At 59.2% G+C, this 15909-nt stretch carries 20 protein-coding genes and 1 pseudogene; 6 read left to right on the top strand and 15 right to left on the bottom strand.

Going from position 1 to position 15909, the window contains the following annotated elements:
- Window positions 1-23: 23 nt before the first annotated feature.
- Window positions 24-386, bottom strand: a complete 363-nt coding sequence (locus tag IAI51_RS20655; protein WP_187680133.1) for a DUF6124 family protein — start codon at window positions 384-386, stop codon at window positions 24-26.
- Window positions 387-951: 565 nt separating this feature from the next.
- Between IAI51_RS20655 and IAI51_RS20650 the strand changes: the two genes are divergently transcribed.
- Window positions 952-1680: a class I SAM-dependent methyltransferase gene (locus IAI51_RS20650; protein WP_187680132.1), complete on the top strand. Its 729-nt coding sequence runs from the start codon at window positions 952-954 to the stop codon at window positions 1678-1680.
- A gap of 186 nt (window positions 1681-1866) precedes the next feature.
- On the opposite strand, the gene tam is transcribed toward IAI51_RS20650, so the two are convergent.
- A complete protein-coding gene (gene tam, locus IAI51_RS20645) occupies window positions 1867-2637 on the bottom strand; it encodes a trans-aconitate 2-methyltransferase (RefSeq protein ID WP_187680131.1) in 771 nt (256 codons plus the stop codon).
- A gap of 165 nt (window positions 2638-2802) precedes the next feature.
- On the opposite strand from tam, the gene IAI51_RS20640 reads away from it, so the two are divergent.
- On the top strand, window positions 2803-3213 hold the full coding sequence (locus IAI51_RS20640) for a low affinity iron permease family protein (protein WP_187680130.1): 411 nt from the start codon (window positions 2803-2805) through the stop codon (window positions 3211-3213).
- A gap of 46 nt (window positions 3214-3259) precedes the next feature.
- On the opposite strand, the gene IAI51_RS20635 is transcribed toward IAI51_RS20640, so the two are convergent.
- From IAI51_RS20635 to yiaY, 8 genes and pseudogenes are all read right to left on the bottom strand, one after another.
- On the bottom strand, window positions 3260-3763 hold the full coding sequence (locus tag IAI51_RS20635) for a DUF4142 domain-containing protein (protein WP_187680129.1): 504 nt from the start codon (window positions 3761-3763) through the stop codon (window positions 3260-3262).
- A gap of 75 nt (window positions 3764-3838) precedes the next feature.
- Window positions 3839-3997, bottom strand: coding sequence for a KGG domain-containing protein (locus tag IAI51_RS20630; protein WP_080762009.1), 159 nt, complete (start codon window positions 3995-3997; stop codon window positions 3839-3841).
- Between the two features lie 126 nt (window positions 3998-4123).
- Window positions 4124-4762, bottom strand: coding sequence for a LysE family translocator (locus IAI51_RS20625; RefSeq protein ID WP_187680128.1), 639 nt, complete (start codon window positions 4760-4762; stop codon window positions 4124-4126).
- A 60-nt stretch (window positions 4763-4822) separates the two neighbouring features.
- Window positions 4823-5239 carry a fosfomycin resistance glutathione transferase gene (gene fos / locus IAI51_RS20620; protein ID WP_187680127.1) on the bottom strand — a complete coding sequence of 139 codons (417 nt, stop codon included), beginning with the start codon at window positions 5237-5239 and terminating at the stop codon, window positions 4823-4825.
- A 4-nt stretch (window positions 5240-5243) separates the two neighbouring features.
- Window positions 5244-5960 carry a hypothetical protein gene (locus IAI51_RS20615; RefSeq protein WP_187680126.1) on the bottom strand — a complete coding sequence of 239 codons (717 nt, stop codon included), beginning with the start codon at window positions 5958-5960 and terminating at the stop codon, window positions 5244-5246.
- Window positions 5961-5997: 37 nt separating this feature from the next.
- Entirely contained in the window at window positions 5998-6732 is a 735-nt protein-coding gene (locus IAI51_RS20610; RefSeq protein ID WP_187680125.1) for a hypothetical protein, read from the bottom strand.
- A gap of 21 nt (window positions 6733-6753) precedes the next feature.
- Window positions 6754-6948: pseudogene (locus tag IAI51_RS28015) on the bottom strand (LysR family transcriptional regulator); the annotation flags it as partial.
- 239 nt (window positions 6949-7187) lie between these two features.
- On the bottom strand, window positions 7188-8336 hold the full coding sequence (gene yiaY / locus IAI51_RS20605) for an L-threonine dehydrogenase (RefSeq protein ID WP_187680124.1): 1149 nt from the start codon (window positions 8334-8336) through the stop codon (window positions 7188-7190).
- A gap of 155 nt (window positions 8337-8491) precedes the next feature.
- Here yiaY and IAI51_RS20600 point away from each other — a divergent pair, with 155 nt between their 5' ends.
- The gene (locus IAI51_RS20600; RefSeq protein ID WP_187680123.1) at window positions 8492-9511 is read left to right on the top strand and encodes a DUF4917 family protein; all 1020 of its coding nucleotides are present in this window, start codon (window positions 8492-8494) and stop codon (window positions 9509-9511) included.
- A 62-nt stretch (window positions 9512-9573) separates the two neighbouring features.
- Here IAI51_RS20600 and IAI51_RS20595 read toward each other — a convergent pair whose 3' ends face one another.
- Window positions 9574-10116, bottom strand: a complete 543-nt coding sequence (locus IAI51_RS20595; RefSeq protein ID WP_187680122.1) for a helix-turn-helix domain-containing protein — start codon at window positions 10114-10116, stop codon at window positions 9574-9576.
- Between the two features lie 106 nt (window positions 10117-10222).
- Between IAI51_RS20595 and IAI51_RS20590 the strand changes: the two genes are divergently transcribed.
- Window positions 10223-11005 (top strand): aldolase, encoded by a 783-nt coding sequence (locus IAI51_RS20590; protein WP_187680121.1) that lies wholly within the window; start codon window positions 10223-10225, stop codon window positions 11003-11005.
- A gap of 23 nt (window positions 11006-11028) precedes the next feature.
- Entirely contained in the window at window positions 11029-11910 is an 882-nt protein-coding gene (locus IAI51_RS20585) for a dihydrodipicolinate synthase family protein (protein WP_187680120.1), read from the top strand.
- A gap of 133 nt (window positions 11911-12043) precedes the next feature.
- Here IAI51_RS20585 and IAI51_RS20580 read toward each other — a convergent pair whose 3' ends face one another.
- The 3 genes from IAI51_RS20580 to IAI51_RS20570 all read right to left on the bottom strand — a co-directional run bounded on the left by IAI51_RS20580 (window position 12044) and on the right by IAI51_RS20570 (window position 13410).
- Window positions 12044-12388, bottom strand: a complete 345-nt coding sequence (locus tag IAI51_RS20580; protein ID WP_187680119.1) for a YegP family protein — start codon at window positions 12386-12388, stop codon at window positions 12044-12046.
- A 121-nt stretch (window positions 12389-12509) separates the two neighbouring features.
- On the bottom strand, window positions 12510-12815 hold the full coding sequence (locus IAI51_RS20575; RefSeq protein WP_187680118.1) for a ribbon-helix-helix domain-containing protein: 306 nt from the start codon (window positions 12813-12815) through the stop codon (window positions 12510-12512).
- Window positions 12816-12828: 13 nt separating this feature from the next.
- Window positions 12829-13410 (bottom strand): DJ-1/PfpI family protein, encoded by a 582-nt coding sequence (locus IAI51_RS20570; RefSeq protein ID WP_187680117.1) that lies wholly within the window; start codon window positions 13408-13410, stop codon window positions 12829-12831.
- A gap of 269 nt (window positions 13411-13679) precedes the next feature.
- Between IAI51_RS20570 and IAI51_RS20565 the strand changes: the two genes are divergently transcribed.
- Window positions 13680-14570, top strand: a complete 891-nt coding sequence (locus IAI51_RS20565) for a DMT family transporter (protein WP_187680116.1) — start codon at window positions 13680-13682, stop codon at window positions 14568-14570.
- 3 nt (window positions 14571-14573) lie between these two features.
- Here IAI51_RS20565 and IAI51_RS20560 read toward each other — a convergent pair whose 3' ends face one another.
- A complete protein-coding gene (locus IAI51_RS20560) occupies window positions 14574-15791 on the bottom strand; it encodes a class I SAM-dependent methyltransferase (RefSeq protein ID WP_187680115.1) in 1218 nt (405 codons plus the stop codon).
- Window positions 15792-15909: the final 118 nt, after the last annotated feature.

Raw genomic sequence — 15909 nt, 5'->3', positions numbered from 1 at the left:
TTCTTTGGCTTTCAACGTTGTGGTTAAGCCGCCGGCACCACGTTATCCAGCGCCTTATTCACCGCCAACTCACTCAACATCACAATCTGCGCAATGCCAAGCGCGGTCTTGCGGTGTGAGGTGTCGAGCATCGCGGCAAAGTTGTTGAGCAGGGTGGTGGCCGAGCCGAGGGTTTCGCTGGCGTTGGCCAGCAGGGACTCGGTGTCGTACTTCGGGTTGGCGAGGAACATCGGTTCGGGTTCGTTGGTTGAGCCCATGATTTGGGCGGCGGGGCTGAGGTAGTGGTCGAGGGCGCGTTCAGCGGCTTCGTGGAATTTCTTCGAACCGGGCGATTCGTAGGGGGATGCCGGATCGGTGTCTGGCGGGTTTGGCGTAACTTTGAACATATGGTGTATTCCGAATAGGGCCACAACCATCCCGCTGCTACACGAAAGGGTGGCGGCTGTACGCAAGTTAGCAGACCGGGCGAATCCACCAAAATCCCGGCGCACCCGAAGGTGCCATGCGCACAGCCACCATTAAGCACAGCAAAAACTGGCTGAATGACGCTCGTACGATGTGGTGGAAACGCCTGGCTGCTAAACCCGTTCACTGGAAATCAGTGACGCGAACCAAGTTACCGACCGCCCCCAAGGCGCACAAGCCGGCGGATTCTGGCGTAGCGGTAGGCAACGGCGCAAGGATTTGTAGGCTTCAGGACGTAACATCGAACGCCTTTAAACGCAGCCAGCAGAAAGCGTTTACACATCCAGAAAACCCGGCGAATCGTCCGACATTACAGATCAACAACACTCCCCCGGTTCTCACTTTCCAACCGACCCGCTAGCATCTCCCCATCAACCACCACCCTCCCCCTGCGCGGCCATCGACGAATACGCGTCATCACTTTCGAGGGAATCCCAATCGCGGCCGCTGTGCCGCTGACGAACGAACTCAAAAGAGCACTTCCCCATGACTCAAAACATCTACGACGATCCCGAATTTTTCCAGGGCTACAGCCAGATGAACCGCTCCATCGGCGGCCTCGATGCCGCGCCGGAATGGCCGGCGCTCAAAGCCTTGTTGCCCTCCATGCACGGCTTGAACGTGGTGGATCTGGGTTGCGGTTACGGCTGGTTCAGCCGCTGGGCCAGTGAGCACGGCGCCGCGAGCGTCCTGGCCCTGGACGTTTCGGAGAAGATGCTGGAACGGGCACGCGAAACCACTACGGCGGCGAACATCCGTTATGAACGCGCCGACCTGGAACAACTCGACTTGCCCGCCTGCAGTTTCGACCTGGCTTACAGCTCTCTGGCGCTGCACTACATCAAGGATCTGCCGGGGCTGTTTGCTCACCTCTATGCGGCGCTGAAACCGGGGTCACACTTTGTGTTTTCCATCGAACACCCGATCTTCATGGCGCCGCGCAATCCCGGTTGGCTGGTCGACAGCGAAGGCCGCAAGCGCTGGCCGCTGGACAGTTATCAGAGGGAGGGCGAGCGGGTGACCAATTGGCTGGCGGACGGTGTGATCAAGCAGCACCGTACTGTCGGCACGTTACTGAATTCACTGATTGGCGCTGGATTTACCATTCGCCACGTCAACGAATGGGGGCCGAGCGATGCGGAAGTGGCGGCGCAACCGGCGCTGGCTGAAGAGCGGGAGCGGCCGATGATGATGTTGGTGGCGGTGCAGCGCTGAGTGGGTGCCTGTCTCGGAAAAGCCCCTCACCCTAACCCTCTCCCGGAGGGAGAGGGGACTGACCGATGTGCTCGTTCGAGCTACGCCGACTTGCGACATCGAGTCGAACTCAGAATTTGAACGGCCCTCAAATCGGCTCCCTCTCCCTCTGGGAGAGGGCTGGGGTGAGGGTCTCCAGAGTCGAATTCAGCGCGTCGCGACGATAAACAATCGCGGAAACGGCAACAGCACCGAACCATCGGCCAACGCCGGATAAGCTCGCGCAACCTCAGCCAGATACTGTTCCAGATATTGCGCCTGCTCGTCTTCCCTCAGCGGACTCAAAAACGGAATCAACCCACTGCCCTTGAACCACTCCACCACCCCCGCCGCCCCGCTGGGCAACTGGTGGTGATAGGTGGTGCGCCACACATCGACCCGCGCGCAGCACGGTCGCAGCATCGAGAAGTATTCGCTGGCACTGGCCATCTCGGTACGCTGCCCCGCCGCACCGGCGAGTTTGCCGGCCCACGGGCCGTTCGCGGCGACTTCGCGCATCAGCCGGTGGGATGGCTCGTTGAGGTTGTCCGGCATCTGGATCGCCAGACTGCCCCCCGCCGACAACTTGCCCGCCAGCGCCGGCAGCAAAGACGCGTGATCCGGCACCCACTGCAACACCGCATTGGCAAAGATCACATCGAACGGTCCTTCATCGGCCCATTGATCAATCTCGGCGACATCAAACTGCAACTGCGGCAGGCGCTTGCGCGCGGCGTCGATCATGTCGGGCGAACTGTCCAACCCACTGACTTTTGCCCCTGAAAAACGCTGCACCAGCAACTCCGTCGAGTTACCGGGCCCGCAACCGATATCGACCACCGACCGGGCGTCAGCCGTGGGAATCGCCGCGAGCAGATCGCGGGCCGGGCGGGTGCGTTCATCTTCGAAAGCGACGTATTGTTTGGCGGACCAACTCATTGCGTTCTCCTGTCGGGGGCGAAAAGCGAGTGCCGCCACGATACAGCTAACGGACAAACCTGGCCTCCTTACCAACGTCGAGCAACGTTCGCGGAGTTGTAATTAGAATTTTCACACCTCAGCAGAGGTCTGTATTTCAAGCGCTTACCAATAAGGAATACAGCCATGAAATTCGCCAAGATCTCGCAGAAACTCGCTCTCTGGGCCGGTAGCCCCTCGACCTTCATGGGGGCGTTGATCCTGATTGCGATATGGGGGATGAGCGGGCCGGTTTTTCAGTTCAACGACACCTGGCAACTGGTCATCAATACCTCGACGACGATCATCACGTTCCTGATGGTGTTCCTGATCCAGAACACGCAGAACCGTGACACCGACATCCTGCATTTGAAGATTGATGAATTGCTGCGGGTAACCAAAGAGGCACAGAACGCCATGCTGGGCCTGGAAGCGCTGGATCTGAAGCAGCTGGAAGCGTTGCGCAAGCACTACCGGACGATGGGTGAGGGAGAGGTTTTCAATCTTGAGGGGCTGGGGGAAAAGAGCAAGCCGAAGCAGGATTTGAATGAGTGTTGAACAACAAAAACGGCGCCAAGGCGCCGTTTTTATTTGAAGTTTGAGATTAACGGCTGGCTTGCAGCGCCCGGGCCATTTGCAGATGGTTTTGCAGCTTGGGCAAGGTCTCATCGGCGAAGGCTTTGATCTCCGGCACGTCGGTGGTCTGCGCTTGCTGCTGAATCTGCTGAATGGCTTCTTCCGTGGCTTTGACCTGACTGGCGGCATAGGCCTGATCGAAGGTCGCGCCGTCTTTGACTTCTGGAATCATTTCCTTGGCCTTGTCGGCCATTTCGTCACGCGGCGCGACGGGCAGGTCGAGCTTCTTGGCGATTTTCGCCAGGTGCTGATTGGCCGTGGTGCGGTCGTTGATGACGACGATGATGTAGTCCTTGACCTCTTTGGATTCGGACTTCTGGTGCGCCAAGCGGCTGGCTTCGATGTCGGCCATGCCTTTGGCTGAAGCATCATTGATGAATTCGGCAGGCGACTGGGCAAAGGCGCTGCTGGCGAATAACCCTAAAACGGTGACAAAACTTAAACGACGTACGTGGGTGGCCATCCGGCTCATGGTCGCGCCCTCCTTCTTGCTGAATTCAAGCGGGAGCTTGCGCCCCCGCCTCTCAATCAAAACTACCTTCACCGACTACTTCGATTTCTGAGCAGGCTTGCGGCCCGTTTCTGTTTTCGCAGGCTCTTTATCGACCGTCGTTGTGGTGGTTTTCCCACCTTTGCGACCGGCTTCAGACGCCTTCGTTCGATCGTTGGCGAAGTTTCCCGAGTTCGAGTTTCTTGAATTAGGCATGATTCTCTACCTCTTGGTATTGATCGCGGCGAGCAGGTGCCCGCCTAGATTGAGAATTTTCTGCCAGGCAAAGGTTTAGAAAAATTGCCGCCTGCGCGACGAACGGTGAAACCCGAGTCGCGAAAATCAAGCCTTGTTCGGCAGCAATCCCGGCAGCGCATGCATCAGCGCATTGATGGCGAAACCAATGAACATCACGCCACACAACCGCGTGATGAGCAGTTCGTGCCGTTGATAGACCGTGCGTACCCGCTGCGCGCCGACCACGCCGATGAGAATCGCGTAGGCAATTAATCCGCCGAGGAAACTCAGGGCGATCAGCGCCGGCAGCATCGACCAGTTGAGCAGTTCGGCGCGGCTCGACAACAGCGCGGTAAAGGTCGCCACCGCTACCGGATAGGCCTTGGGGTTGGTCAGGCCGAACAGGATGCCGTGCCAGAACGGATTGCGTGCTGCGCCCTGCGGTTCATCAGCGCTGCGACGCTGCGCACGCACCGCACGCCAGCCGAGCCAGAACAGGTACAAACCGCTGAGTACGCCGAGCACATCAAACGCGGTGCTGCCGATTTCCCGTGCCCCGACAATCGCGATCAGCGCGATGCTGCACCAGACCACATCGCCAAGCAGATGCCCGCAAAGAAACCCCGCCCCGGCCCGTCGCCCATGCGCTGCGCCAATGCCGAACACCGCCAGCACGCCCGGCCCGGGAGTGATGCCGTAAATGAAACCCGAGGCCAGCACGGCCATTAGCAACGATGGAGTCATGGAAAACCTGCAAGCGCCAGAATACGTGGCGGCCAGTCTATATCAGCCGATTGAGCGAGTTCACGGCTCGTCGTAAAAACGCATGCCGGCATACGGTTTCAGCCGACACGCCGCCAGCCGCGAGGCGAGATCGCCGAGGTGGGCTTCGAGCTTGTGGCCGTCGGGGTCAAGGAAGTAGAACGACGCACCTTCGCTGCGGTTGTCCCGCCATTCCCGCACGCTGGCCGCTTTTAGCTGTTCGACGAACAGCGGGAAATCCGCCACACCGAGGCTGAAGGCGTAATGGGTGTAGTCGGCAGACACCTCGGCCGCGCGCTGTGGATCAAACGACAGGCACAACCACAGCCCCGGCAACGACAGATAGGCGCCAGCGTCCCACGTGGCTTCGACGCGCAGACCCAACACATCGCGATAGAACCCGAGGCTGCGGTTGAGATCGCTGACGGCGAGGGTCAGGTGGTTGAGGCCGGTGAGCATCTGATCAGTAGCCTCGCAGGTCTTCGGGGACGGTGTATTGCTGGCCGTCGTAGGTCAGGGTGATTTGGGTCTTTTTCAGCACGGTATCTTTCGAAACGCACTGTTTTCCCGACTGGGTATTTTTCATCTTGGTGCCGCTGGTGGTGATGATCAAATCGGCGAGACCGTTGTGACTCGTGGTGCCGATGTCGACTGTCCGGCGAATTTTCTTCATGTAGCCTTCGCAGTCATTCATGAACTCACCGTTGTTCTTGTAGATCACCAACCCTTCCAGCACCGGGCGCAGCTTATCGCCTTCGCGAACATACAGCGCCAGATCGGTTTTCTCGTAGGGAATGGCGTGGGAACTGTGGGTGAACTTCGAACGCAGGCCGAAAGCCCGCACGTCCGACGCCAGTCGGTAGCGGCCGGTGTCGACGCGCAAATCGTCAAACCGCACGGCATCGGAGTTGTAGGCGCCCGGTTTACGGTAAGTGGCGATGGGGTTGGCGTTGCTGGCATTGACGAGCGCCAGATCCAGATCGAACACCCCGGCCTCGTCGTCGCCGGGGTCGGCCAGGTACGTGGATTTGACCGCGATCGCCTGCGCCGGGAAGGCTGGCCAGACGATGCAGCGTGACAGTGATTGGCCGTCGAAGGTCTTGGTGGTGCAGGCGGCCTGGGCCTGGGCAGCGATGGCCAGAAAACCGAGGGCGATAAGGAGTCTGGTTGGGCTGAGCATGGTTCTTCCTTGATATAAGTCGTGTTTGGCTGGTCGGTTACAGGCCTTGGAAACCGTTAGGTAAAACGTAAGAATTGCCGTCGTAACGCAGAGTGGTCAACTCAGGCTTGTAGTTTGTCGTCTTGATTTCGCAGTTGTCCGGCGGCCCTTCTCCAGTGAGGCCGGTGGTCACCGATTTGACGATCAGGTCGGCATATCCGTGAGAGCTGGTTTTGCCCATTTCAATCGTGCGAACCGTGGTTCCACGATCCCCCGCACAATTGCCATCCCACTCGCCACTGAAGCGGTAAACCACCAACCGATCCAGTACTGGACGCAGTTTGTCGCCCTCTTTCACATAGAGCGACAGCACGGTTTCATTCAAGGGATTGACGCTGGAGGAGCCTCTGAAAATCGCCCGAACACCAAAAGCACGAAGCTTCGGAGTGAGTTTGTAGCGCGCGGTGTCGAGTTCCACACTCTCCAGCGCGAACGCATCAGTGGTGAATGCAGAAGTTTGAAGATAACGAGCGAGCGGCGTTGAGTCGTCTGCTGACGACACCGATAAATCGAGATCGTAGGAACCGATTTTTTCGCCCTTGGCGTATACCGGATCCGGTACAAATTTTGAAACTGCAGTGATCGTCAGGGCAGGATCGACAGGCCAATCCTTGCAGACAGAAAAGTCCCACTGCCCCGTCACCGTCGCCGGCGTGCACTCGGCAAACACCTGCCCCGCCATCAACCCTGCGCACAGCGCCACACACCCGATCAATCCAGACTTCACTGTCACGTCCCGCTCCTTGATGACTTTTCAGCCGCGCACTATCCCCTCCTCAATCTTCTGATTCAACCCATTCAACGCCTGATCCCCGCCCCGGTGCTTAGGCCACGCCAGCACAAACGAAAACGGCGGTATCTCGAACGGCGGAGGCAAGACGATTAATTCGCGCTGATCAATATCCCGCAGGCTCCGCGAGGACACCGTGAGAATCAGATCCGTGCCACTGCTGAGGGGGGTGTTGATTCAGTTTGGTGGGCTGTTTGGGAGAAATGTGGCGGTTGTCGGGTGATGTGAGAACTCGGGGGGATTTGTAGTGCCTGGAAGCCAGTTTTCGCGGGCAAGCCCGCTCCCACAGGGAGCGGCATTGGACACAGCATTTGTATGTCACCGCGGACACTGTGGGAGCGGGCTTGCCCGCGAAAGGGCCGGCCCGGTCATCGAAATCTTTCCCGCAAACGCTGCTCTCAAAACGCGTTGCGGAAAATCTCTTCGATCTGCCGCTGATCCGCCACACGCGGGTTGGTCAGACCGCAGGCGTCTTTAAGGGCATTGCCGGCGAGCATCGGGATATCGGTGAGTTTGGCACCGAGCTCACGTAAACCGCCGGGAATCTCGACATCTTTGGCCAGGCTACGGATCGCATTGATCGCCGTTTGGGCGCCCTCTTCCGGACTGAAACCATGAACATCTGCGCCCATCGCGTGGGCCACATCGGTCAGGCGATCGGCACACACCAACGCATTGAACGTCTGCACATGTGGCAGCAATACGGCGTTGCACACTCCGTGCGGCAAGTCGTAGAACCCGCCCAACTGATGCGCCATCGCGTGCACGTAGCCAAGGGACGCATTGTTGAACGCCATGCCGGCAAGGAACTGCGCGTAGGCCATATTCTCCCGCGCCGCGAGGTCGCTGCCGTCGCGCACAGCCAGGCGAAGGTTGTTGCTGATCAGGGTCATGGCCTTCAGCGCACAGGCGTCGGTGATCGGGTTGGCGGCAGTCGAAACATAGGCTTCGATGGCGTGGGTCAGTGCGTCCATGCCGGTGGCGGCGGTCAGGCTTTTCGGCATGGCGACCATCAGTGCCGGGTCGTTGACCGACAACAGCGGCGTAACGTTACGGTCGACGATGGCCATTTTTACGTGGCGCGATTCATCGGTGATGATGCAGAACCGGGTCATCTCGCTGGCGGTGCCGGCGGTGGTGTTGATCGCGATCAGCGGCAGTTGCGGCTTGGTTGATTGATCGACGCCTTCGTAATCCCGAATCTGCCCGCCGTTGGTCGCGCACAGCGCAATACCCTTGGCGCAGTCGTGGGGCGAACCGCCGCCCAGCGACACCACGAAATCACAGCGACTTTCCTTGAGCAGCCCCAGGCCGGACTCGACGTTGGCGATGCTCGGGTTCGGTTTGGCGCCATCGAAGATCACCGAGTCGATGTCCTGCATGGCCAGTTTCTCGGCAACCATGGTCGCCACGCCGGCCTTGGCCAGCCCCGCGTCGGTGACGATCAGTGCCTTGCGAAAGCCGTAGTTGCGGATCGCGACCATGGCTTCGTCGAGGCAGCCGCTGCCCATGATGTTGACCGCCGGAATGAAAAAGGTGCTGCTCATCGTGTCTCTCCTGACTGGGGCCAAATCGACAGCTGCGATCCGACGGGTACACACAGCATCGACCGATCGGTCATGGCGTATGTTGATCTGGCTCAATGCCCGCTCGTGATAAAGTCGCCGCCCATCAGCCCCTATGTTTTGAGATGTGCCAAGCAATGAGCGATTTTCTGGATGTCGACGCCACCCTCGAAGACTGGAGCAGCCTGCGCGCCGCGACCGATTTCAAGGGTTTGCTGGTGGGGAACGGCGCCAGCCGCGCGGTGTGGGACGACTTCGGTTATGACTCGCTGTTCGAAAACGCCCGTACCGTGGAAGACAAACCGCTGAGCGCATCGGAACTGGCGGTGTTCGACGCGATGCAGACGCGCAGCTTCGAGCAAGTGCTCGGCGCGCTGAAAACCACCAGCCGGGTCAACAAGGCACTGGCCGTCAGCTCGGCAGCGCCGCGCAATCGCTACTACGCAATCAAGGAAGCGCTGATCAACAGCGTGCACGCCATCCATATTCCGTGGCGCCTGGTGCGAGCCTCGACGCTGGCGACGCTCAATGAAGAACTGGCGCGCTATCGCACGGTGTTCACCACCAATTACGACTTGCTCAACTACTGGGCGCTCCAACACCGCAGCGAAGCCATCGACGATCTGTTCAATGGCCCGAATGCGAGTTTCGACCTGAGCGAAAGCGCCACGAAAAAACCGCGTTTACTGTACCTGCACGGCGGTCTGCATCTTGTGCGCAACCAGGATGGCACCGCGCGCAAACTGACCTCGACCGAAGGCACGCTGCTCGGCAGCTTCGCGATCAACAACACGCTGAAGACGCTGGATGACGTGCCGCTGTTCATCAACGAAGGGCCGAGTGCCGAGAAACTCAGGACCATTCGCAGCTCGGATTATCTGTCGTTCTGTTACGAGCAGTTATTGGGCCATGGCGACAGTCTGTGCATCTTCGGCCATGCCTTGGCCGAGCAGGACAGCCACATTGTGCGGGCCTTGCGCCTGGCGAAACCGAAGGTGGTGGCGATCTCGATTTATCCGCGCAGTGCGGCGTTCATTCAGCATCAGAAGCGGCATTACGCGAAGGTGTTTGAAGGGACTGGGGTGGCGTTGCGGTTTTTTGATGCGAAGACGCATGCGTTGGGAAATCCGAAGTTGTCGGTGCCGGTCGAGGTTTGAGACAAGATCAAAAGATCGTCCGAAGGCTCGGGCCGCGATCGGACGATTTTTTGATTTTCAGCTCATTCTTCCGAGCTGTGCACCACCACCAGCAACTGCGCCTGGACCTCCCCCACCGATCGAATCCGGTGCGGTTTCTGCGCATTGAAGTGCAGCGCATCGCCGCGCTCAAGCAGCACTTTTTCGTTCATGAAATCCACTTCCACCTGCCCTTCGTGGACGAACAGAAATTCTTCGCCCAGATGCTCTTTGAAGGTCTTGTCGGTGAATTCGCTCGGCGGGTAGATGATGAACGGCAGCAGATTGCGCTCGCTGACCTGATGCGCCAGCACCGCATAACCCGGGCTCTGGTCATTGGCGGCCAATGACTGGCGCTCGTGACTGCGCACCAGGCTGTAGCTGTCGAGACTGACGGTGTCTTCGGAGAACAATTCCTCGACTTTCACGTTCAACGCCTTCGCCAGTTTCAAAGCGGCAGCAATCGACGGGGTGTTCAACCCACGCTCGACTTTCGACAGATAACTCTTGGTCATGCCGGATTTTTCGGCCAGTGCCTCAAGGGTTACGCCAAGTTTTTTTCTCAATAATTTCAAACGGATAGACATGTGCAGCGGTTATTCCATTGAGGAAGCGACGATTTGTGCTTGTCAATGACACTTTGTGTCATATAGCCTCTTTCGTGTCATTTGCCTTCACCCAAAGGACACAGACATGGCCAAGACATTAGCACTACCCAAAGAGCAACTGGTCAGGCAAGCGCTGACCCAGATGCAAAACACCCTGGCGGATAATACGTGGACAGACCGGCAAAAGCTGGCCCTGACTTGCCGAATCCTGTTCGAGAGTGGTCATGACTCTGGTCTGGCCGGGCAAATTACTGCCCGTGGCCCGCAGCCGGGCACCTATTACACTCAGCAACTGGGCCTGGGTTTCGATGAAATCACCGCGAGCAATCTGCTGCTGGTCAACGAGGATCTGGAAGTGCTCGAAGGTCACGGCATGGCCAACCCGGCCAACCGTTTCCACAGCTGGGTATACCGCGCCCGACCGGACGTGAACTGCATCATCCACACCCACCCGACGCACATTGCCGCGCTGTCGATGCTGGAGGTGCCGCTGGAGATTTCCCACATGGACCTGTGCCCGCTGTATGACGACTGCGCGTTTCTCGAAGGCTGGCCGGGGGTTCCGGTGGGCAATGAAGAAGGCGAACTGATTGCCGGCGCGCTGGGCGACAAACGGGCGATTCTGCTTTCGCACCACGGTCAGTTGTCCACCGGCAGCACAATTGAAGAGGCGTGCGTCATCGCCCAATTGATCGAACGCGCGGCCAGGCTGCAACTGTTGGCGATGGCGGCCGGCACAATCAAGCCGATCATTCCGGCGCTGGGCCGCGAGGCGCATGACTGGGTGTCCAAGCCAAAACGCCACGCCGCCGCTTTCAACTATTACGCTCGGCAGAACCTGCGCCAACACGCCGATTGCCTGAACTGAAACCTTTTTACGGAGACACTCCCATGTCCAACATTCACGGCATCATCGGCTACACCATCACCCCGTTCGGCGCCAACGGCGAAGGGCTGGATCTGCCCGCGCTGGGCCAATCGATTGATCGAATGATCGACAGCGGCGTCCACGCCATCGCGCCATTGGGCAGTACCGGCGAAGGCGCGTACCTGAGCGACTCCGAGTGGGATCAGGTTGCCGAATTCAGCATCAAGCATGTGGCCAGACGCGTGCCCACCATCGTCAGCGTATCCGACCTGACCACCGCCAAAGCCGTGCGTCGCGCGCGTTTTGCCGAAGCTCACGGCGCGGATGTGGTGATGGTGCTGCCGGCGTCTTACTGGAAGCTCAGCGAAGCGGAAATCCTCGCCCATTACCGCGCCATCGGTGACAGCATCGGCGTGCCGATCATGCTCTACAACAACCCGGCCACCAGCGGCACCGACATGTCAGTCGACCTGATTCTGCGCATCGTCGGCGCGGTGGAAAACGTGACCATGGTCAAGGAGAGCACCGGCGACATCCAGCGTATGCACAAACTGCAATTGCTCGGCGAAGGTCAGGTGCCGTTCTACAACGGCTGCAATCCGCTGGCACTGGAAGCATTTGCCGCTGGGGCGAAAGGCTGGTGCACGGCGGCGCCGAACTTGATCCCGCAGCTGAATCTGGATCTGTACGCGGCTTCACTTGCCGGTGATCTGAAAAAGGCGCGGGAGCTGTTCTACCGCCAGTTGCCGTTGCTGGATTTCATCCTCAAGGGTGGTTTGCCGGCGACGATCAAGGCCGGGTTGCGAGAGACGGGGCTTGAGGTTGGGGAGCCGCGGTTGCCGGTGTTTCCGCTGAGTGAAACCGGGCGCGGTCAGCTACAAGCGATCCTGAAAACCCTGCGCTGATCTTCCTGAAAACACGAATACCAATGTGGGAGTGAGCCTGCTCGCGATAGCGGTCGATCAGTCAACATCTCTATTGAATCTGACGGCTTCATCGCGAGCAGGCTCACTCCTACAGTTTGATTTTCAGTGTTCTCTAGAGCACCGGCAGGGTCTTGTCCTTGATGGTTTTGGTCGACCCGTTGGCTTTCACGCTGGCAATGCCTTTGTCGCACGCGGCATCGGAGGAGTAAGACTCGCTGCTACCGATGATCTGGTGATTGGCGGCTTTGAGGTTGAAGTACGGATGACCGTCCTTGGTGGTTTTCTTCTCGTAACGCTCATCCAGCGGGCTGTTGGTCTGCACCGAGGCGATGCCGCCGTCGGCTGCCGCGCGAGTGGTGTAGAGCTCACTGGTGAGAATGGTTTCGGCGTTGGCCGCTTTCAGCACAAATCTGAACTGGCCGTTGCTGCTTTTACTGACTTCGTACCATCCGGACATGCTCGTTTCTCCTTGGCGATTAAGAAGTTTCGCGCGTCGAAGTAAAGACCAGTCCGGAACATCTGTCGCCTATACCGCCCCCATCGCGGGCAAGCCCGCGATGGGGTCAACTCGGTCAGGGCTATTTCACCACCGCCCGCACCACCGACAACTCCGGCGCAGCACTACGCCGTTGCGACAGATACCGCGTACAACTCACCCGCAGGAACGAGGCAAAGTTCACCACCTCCCCGCGATAGTCCATCACCTCTTCATACAGCTTGGCGATCAGTTGATTGGTGGTCATGCCATCGACCTCGGCGATTTCGCTGAGGATGTCCCAAAACTGGTTTTCCAGGCGCAACGTCGTCACCACCCCGCAGATGCGCAGCGAACGCGAGCGCGATTCGTAGAGAATCGGGTCAGCCTTGACGTAGAGCTCGCACATGGGCGAATCCTCGTTACAGGGTGATTTTGGTGCCGAGCAAACCGAGGAAACCGGCCAGCCAGTTCGGATGCGCCGGCCATGCCGGGGCGGTGACCAGATTGCCTTGAACGTGGCCGTCGGTCACGGGAATGTCGATGTACGTGCCGCCCGCCAGTCGGACTTCCGGCGCGCAGGCCGGGTAGGCGCTGCATTCGCGCCCTTCGAGAACCCCCGCCGCCGCCAGCAACTGCGCGCCGTGACACACCGCTGCGATCGGCTTGCCAGCCTTGTCGAAGGCGCGTACCAGTTCGAGGACTTTTTCATTCAGTCGAAGGTATTCCGGCGCACGACCACCCGGAATTACCAGTGCGTCGTAATCCGCCTCGCGGACCTTGGCGAAATCAAAATTGAGGGCAAACAGGTGACCCGGTTTTTCGCTGTAGGTCTGGTCGCCTTCAAAGTCGTGGATGGCGGTGCGCACGGTTTTGCCGGCGGCCTTGTCCGGGCATACGGCGTGGACGGTGTGGCCGACCATTTGCAGGGCCTGGAACGGCACCATCACTTCGTAGTCTTCGACGTAATCGCCGACCAGCATCAGGATTTTTTTCGCGGCCATGGGGAGGACTCCTCTGGAAATTGCCTGGGAGTGTTCAAGGTAGACCCATTCCGGGCCGGCAGGTAATAACCGGGTACTACCGAGTTATCGTTCATCGCGAGCAGGCTCACTCCTACGGTTGAAATGCGTTCCCCTGCAGGAGTGAGCCTGCTAGCGATGGCGCCCGCAAACTGTACGCCTAACTCTGCGCCTGGCTGTACCAGCCCGAATGGCCCGGTTTATGGCTTGATGAAGGCAATCCCCTGCCACCTTCAATTCTGGTCAACCTCATGTCTTCGCGCGAAAACACCGGCATGGCCCTCGGCCTGCTCGGGGTTGTGATTTTCAGCCTTACCCTGCCCTTCACCCGCATCGTCGTGCAGGAACTGCATCCCTTGCTCAACGGCTTGGGCCGCGCCTTGTTCGCGGCGATTCCGGCAGCGTTACTGTTGTTATGGCGACGGGAGAAGTGGCCGACGTGGGCACAGGTCAAAGGCCTTAGCATGGTGATCGCCGGGGTGATTCTCGGTTTCCCGGTGTTGTCGGCCTGGGCCATGCAGACGTTGCCGGCGTCCCACGGTGCACTGGTCAACGGATTGCAGCCGTTGTGCGTGGCGCTTTATGCCGCTTGGTTGTCCCACGAACGGCCGTCAAAAGCCTTCTGGGCCTGCGCCGCGCTGGGCAGTGCGCTGGTGCTTGGTTATGCGTTGTTTACCGGGGCCGGCAGCATTCAGGCCGGGGATTTATTGATGCTCGGCGCGATTGCCGTGGGAGGTCTGGGCTACGCCGAGGGCGGCCGGTTGGCCAAGGAGATGGGCGGCTGGCAGGTGATCTGCTGGGCGCTGGTGCTGTCGACACCGCTATTGATCGGCCCGGTGTTGTACCTGGCGCTGCAACATCAGGGCACGGTGTCGGCCAAGGCCTGGTGGGCGTTCGGCTACGTCGCGCTGTTTTCGCAGTTTCTCGGCTTCTTCGCCTGGTACGCCGGGCTGGCCATGGGTGGCATTGCCCGGGTCAGTCAGATCCAGTTGCTGCAGATCTTCTTCACCATCGCGTTTTCGGCGCTGTTCTTTGGGGAACATGTGGAGCCGATCACCTGGGTGTTTGCTTGCGGGGTGATTGCGACCGTCATGCTCGGTCGCAAGACCACCGTGCAGCCAGCAAAGGCTGCCACTGCGTGAGATTCAGCTCAGATAACCATCGGCGCGCAGCAAGGTTTCCAGACAGTGCTCGCTGATGTTGTAGAACGCCTTCAATTCCTCAATCTTCACCAACAGCTGAGCCGGGTCTACCGGCTCGGCGCGTTTCACCGCCAGAATCATCTTGTTCTTGTTGGTGTGGTCCAGTGAAATGAACTCGAACACCTTGGTCTCGTAACCACAGGCCTCGAGGAACAGCGCACGCAAGCTGTCGGTGACCATTTCCGCCTGCTGGCCGAGGTGCAGACCGTATTGCAGCATCGGCTTGAGCAGCGCCGGGCTCTGGATTTGCAGGCGGATCTGTTTGTGGCAGCACGGCGAGCACATGATGATCGACGCGCCCGAACGAATGCCGGTGTGGATCGCGTAATCGGTGGCGATGTCGCAGGCATGCAGGGCGATCATCACGTCCAGCTCGCTCGGCGCCACGCTGCGCACGTCACCGCACTTGAACACCAGCCCCGGATGATCCAGCTTCGCCGCCGCAGCGTTGCACAGGTTGACCATCTCTTCGCGCAATTCGACGCCGGTGACTTCACCCTCGGCCTTCAAGGTGTTGCGCAGGTAATCGTGAATCGCGAAGGTCAGATAACCCTTGCCCGAACCGAAATCTGCGACCCGCACCGGCTTGTCCAGCGCCAGCGGGGACGAGGTCAGGGCATGGCTGAAGACTTCGATGAACTTGTTGATCTGCTTCCACTTGCGCGACATCGCCGGGATCAGCTCTTGTTGCGCATTGGTCACGCCCAGATCCTTGAGGAACGGTCGGCTCAACTCCAGAAAGCGGTTTTTCTCGCGGTTGTGCTCGGCGGACGGCGCTTCACGCAATTGCTGGGGTTTGCTCTTGAACAGCGAACTCTTGCCCTTTTTGCTGTATTCGAGCTGTGCTTCATCAGTCACGGCCAGCAAATGCGCATTTTTAAACGAGGCCGGCAACACCTCGGCAATCATCGCCACGCCTTCGGCCAGTGGCAGATTCTTGGTGATGTCGCGGGTCTTGTAGCGATAGACGAAGGACAGGTTTGGCTGCGCCTTGACCGTCACCGGTTTGATGATGACCCGCTGCAGATCCGTTTCTTCACCGACGTATTTGGCCAGCACCAGTTTGATGAAACCGTTCTGCTCGAGGCTGGTTTGCAGCAGCTCGATGAACTGGGCGTGGTGATCTGGCGCCGATTTGGCGGATGGGGCGGTAACGGACATGAACAAGCGGCCTCGGGGGGCGAATCGGGAATGGCGGGTATTTTAGGGGGGATGGGGGTTGGGGACACGCTCTTATTTACCGAACGGTTTTAAATGAGGCCCTCACCCTAGCCCTCTC

The sequence above is a fragment of the Pseudomonas sp. N40(2020) genome (genome assembly GCF_014472415.1).
Lineage (GTDB): Bacteria > Pseudomonadota > Gammaproteobacteria > Pseudomonadales > Pseudomonadaceae > Aquipseudomonas.
The sequence above is the reverse complement of the archived record's forward strand: the minus strand, read 5'-3'. Positions and strand labels throughout refer to the sequence as shown.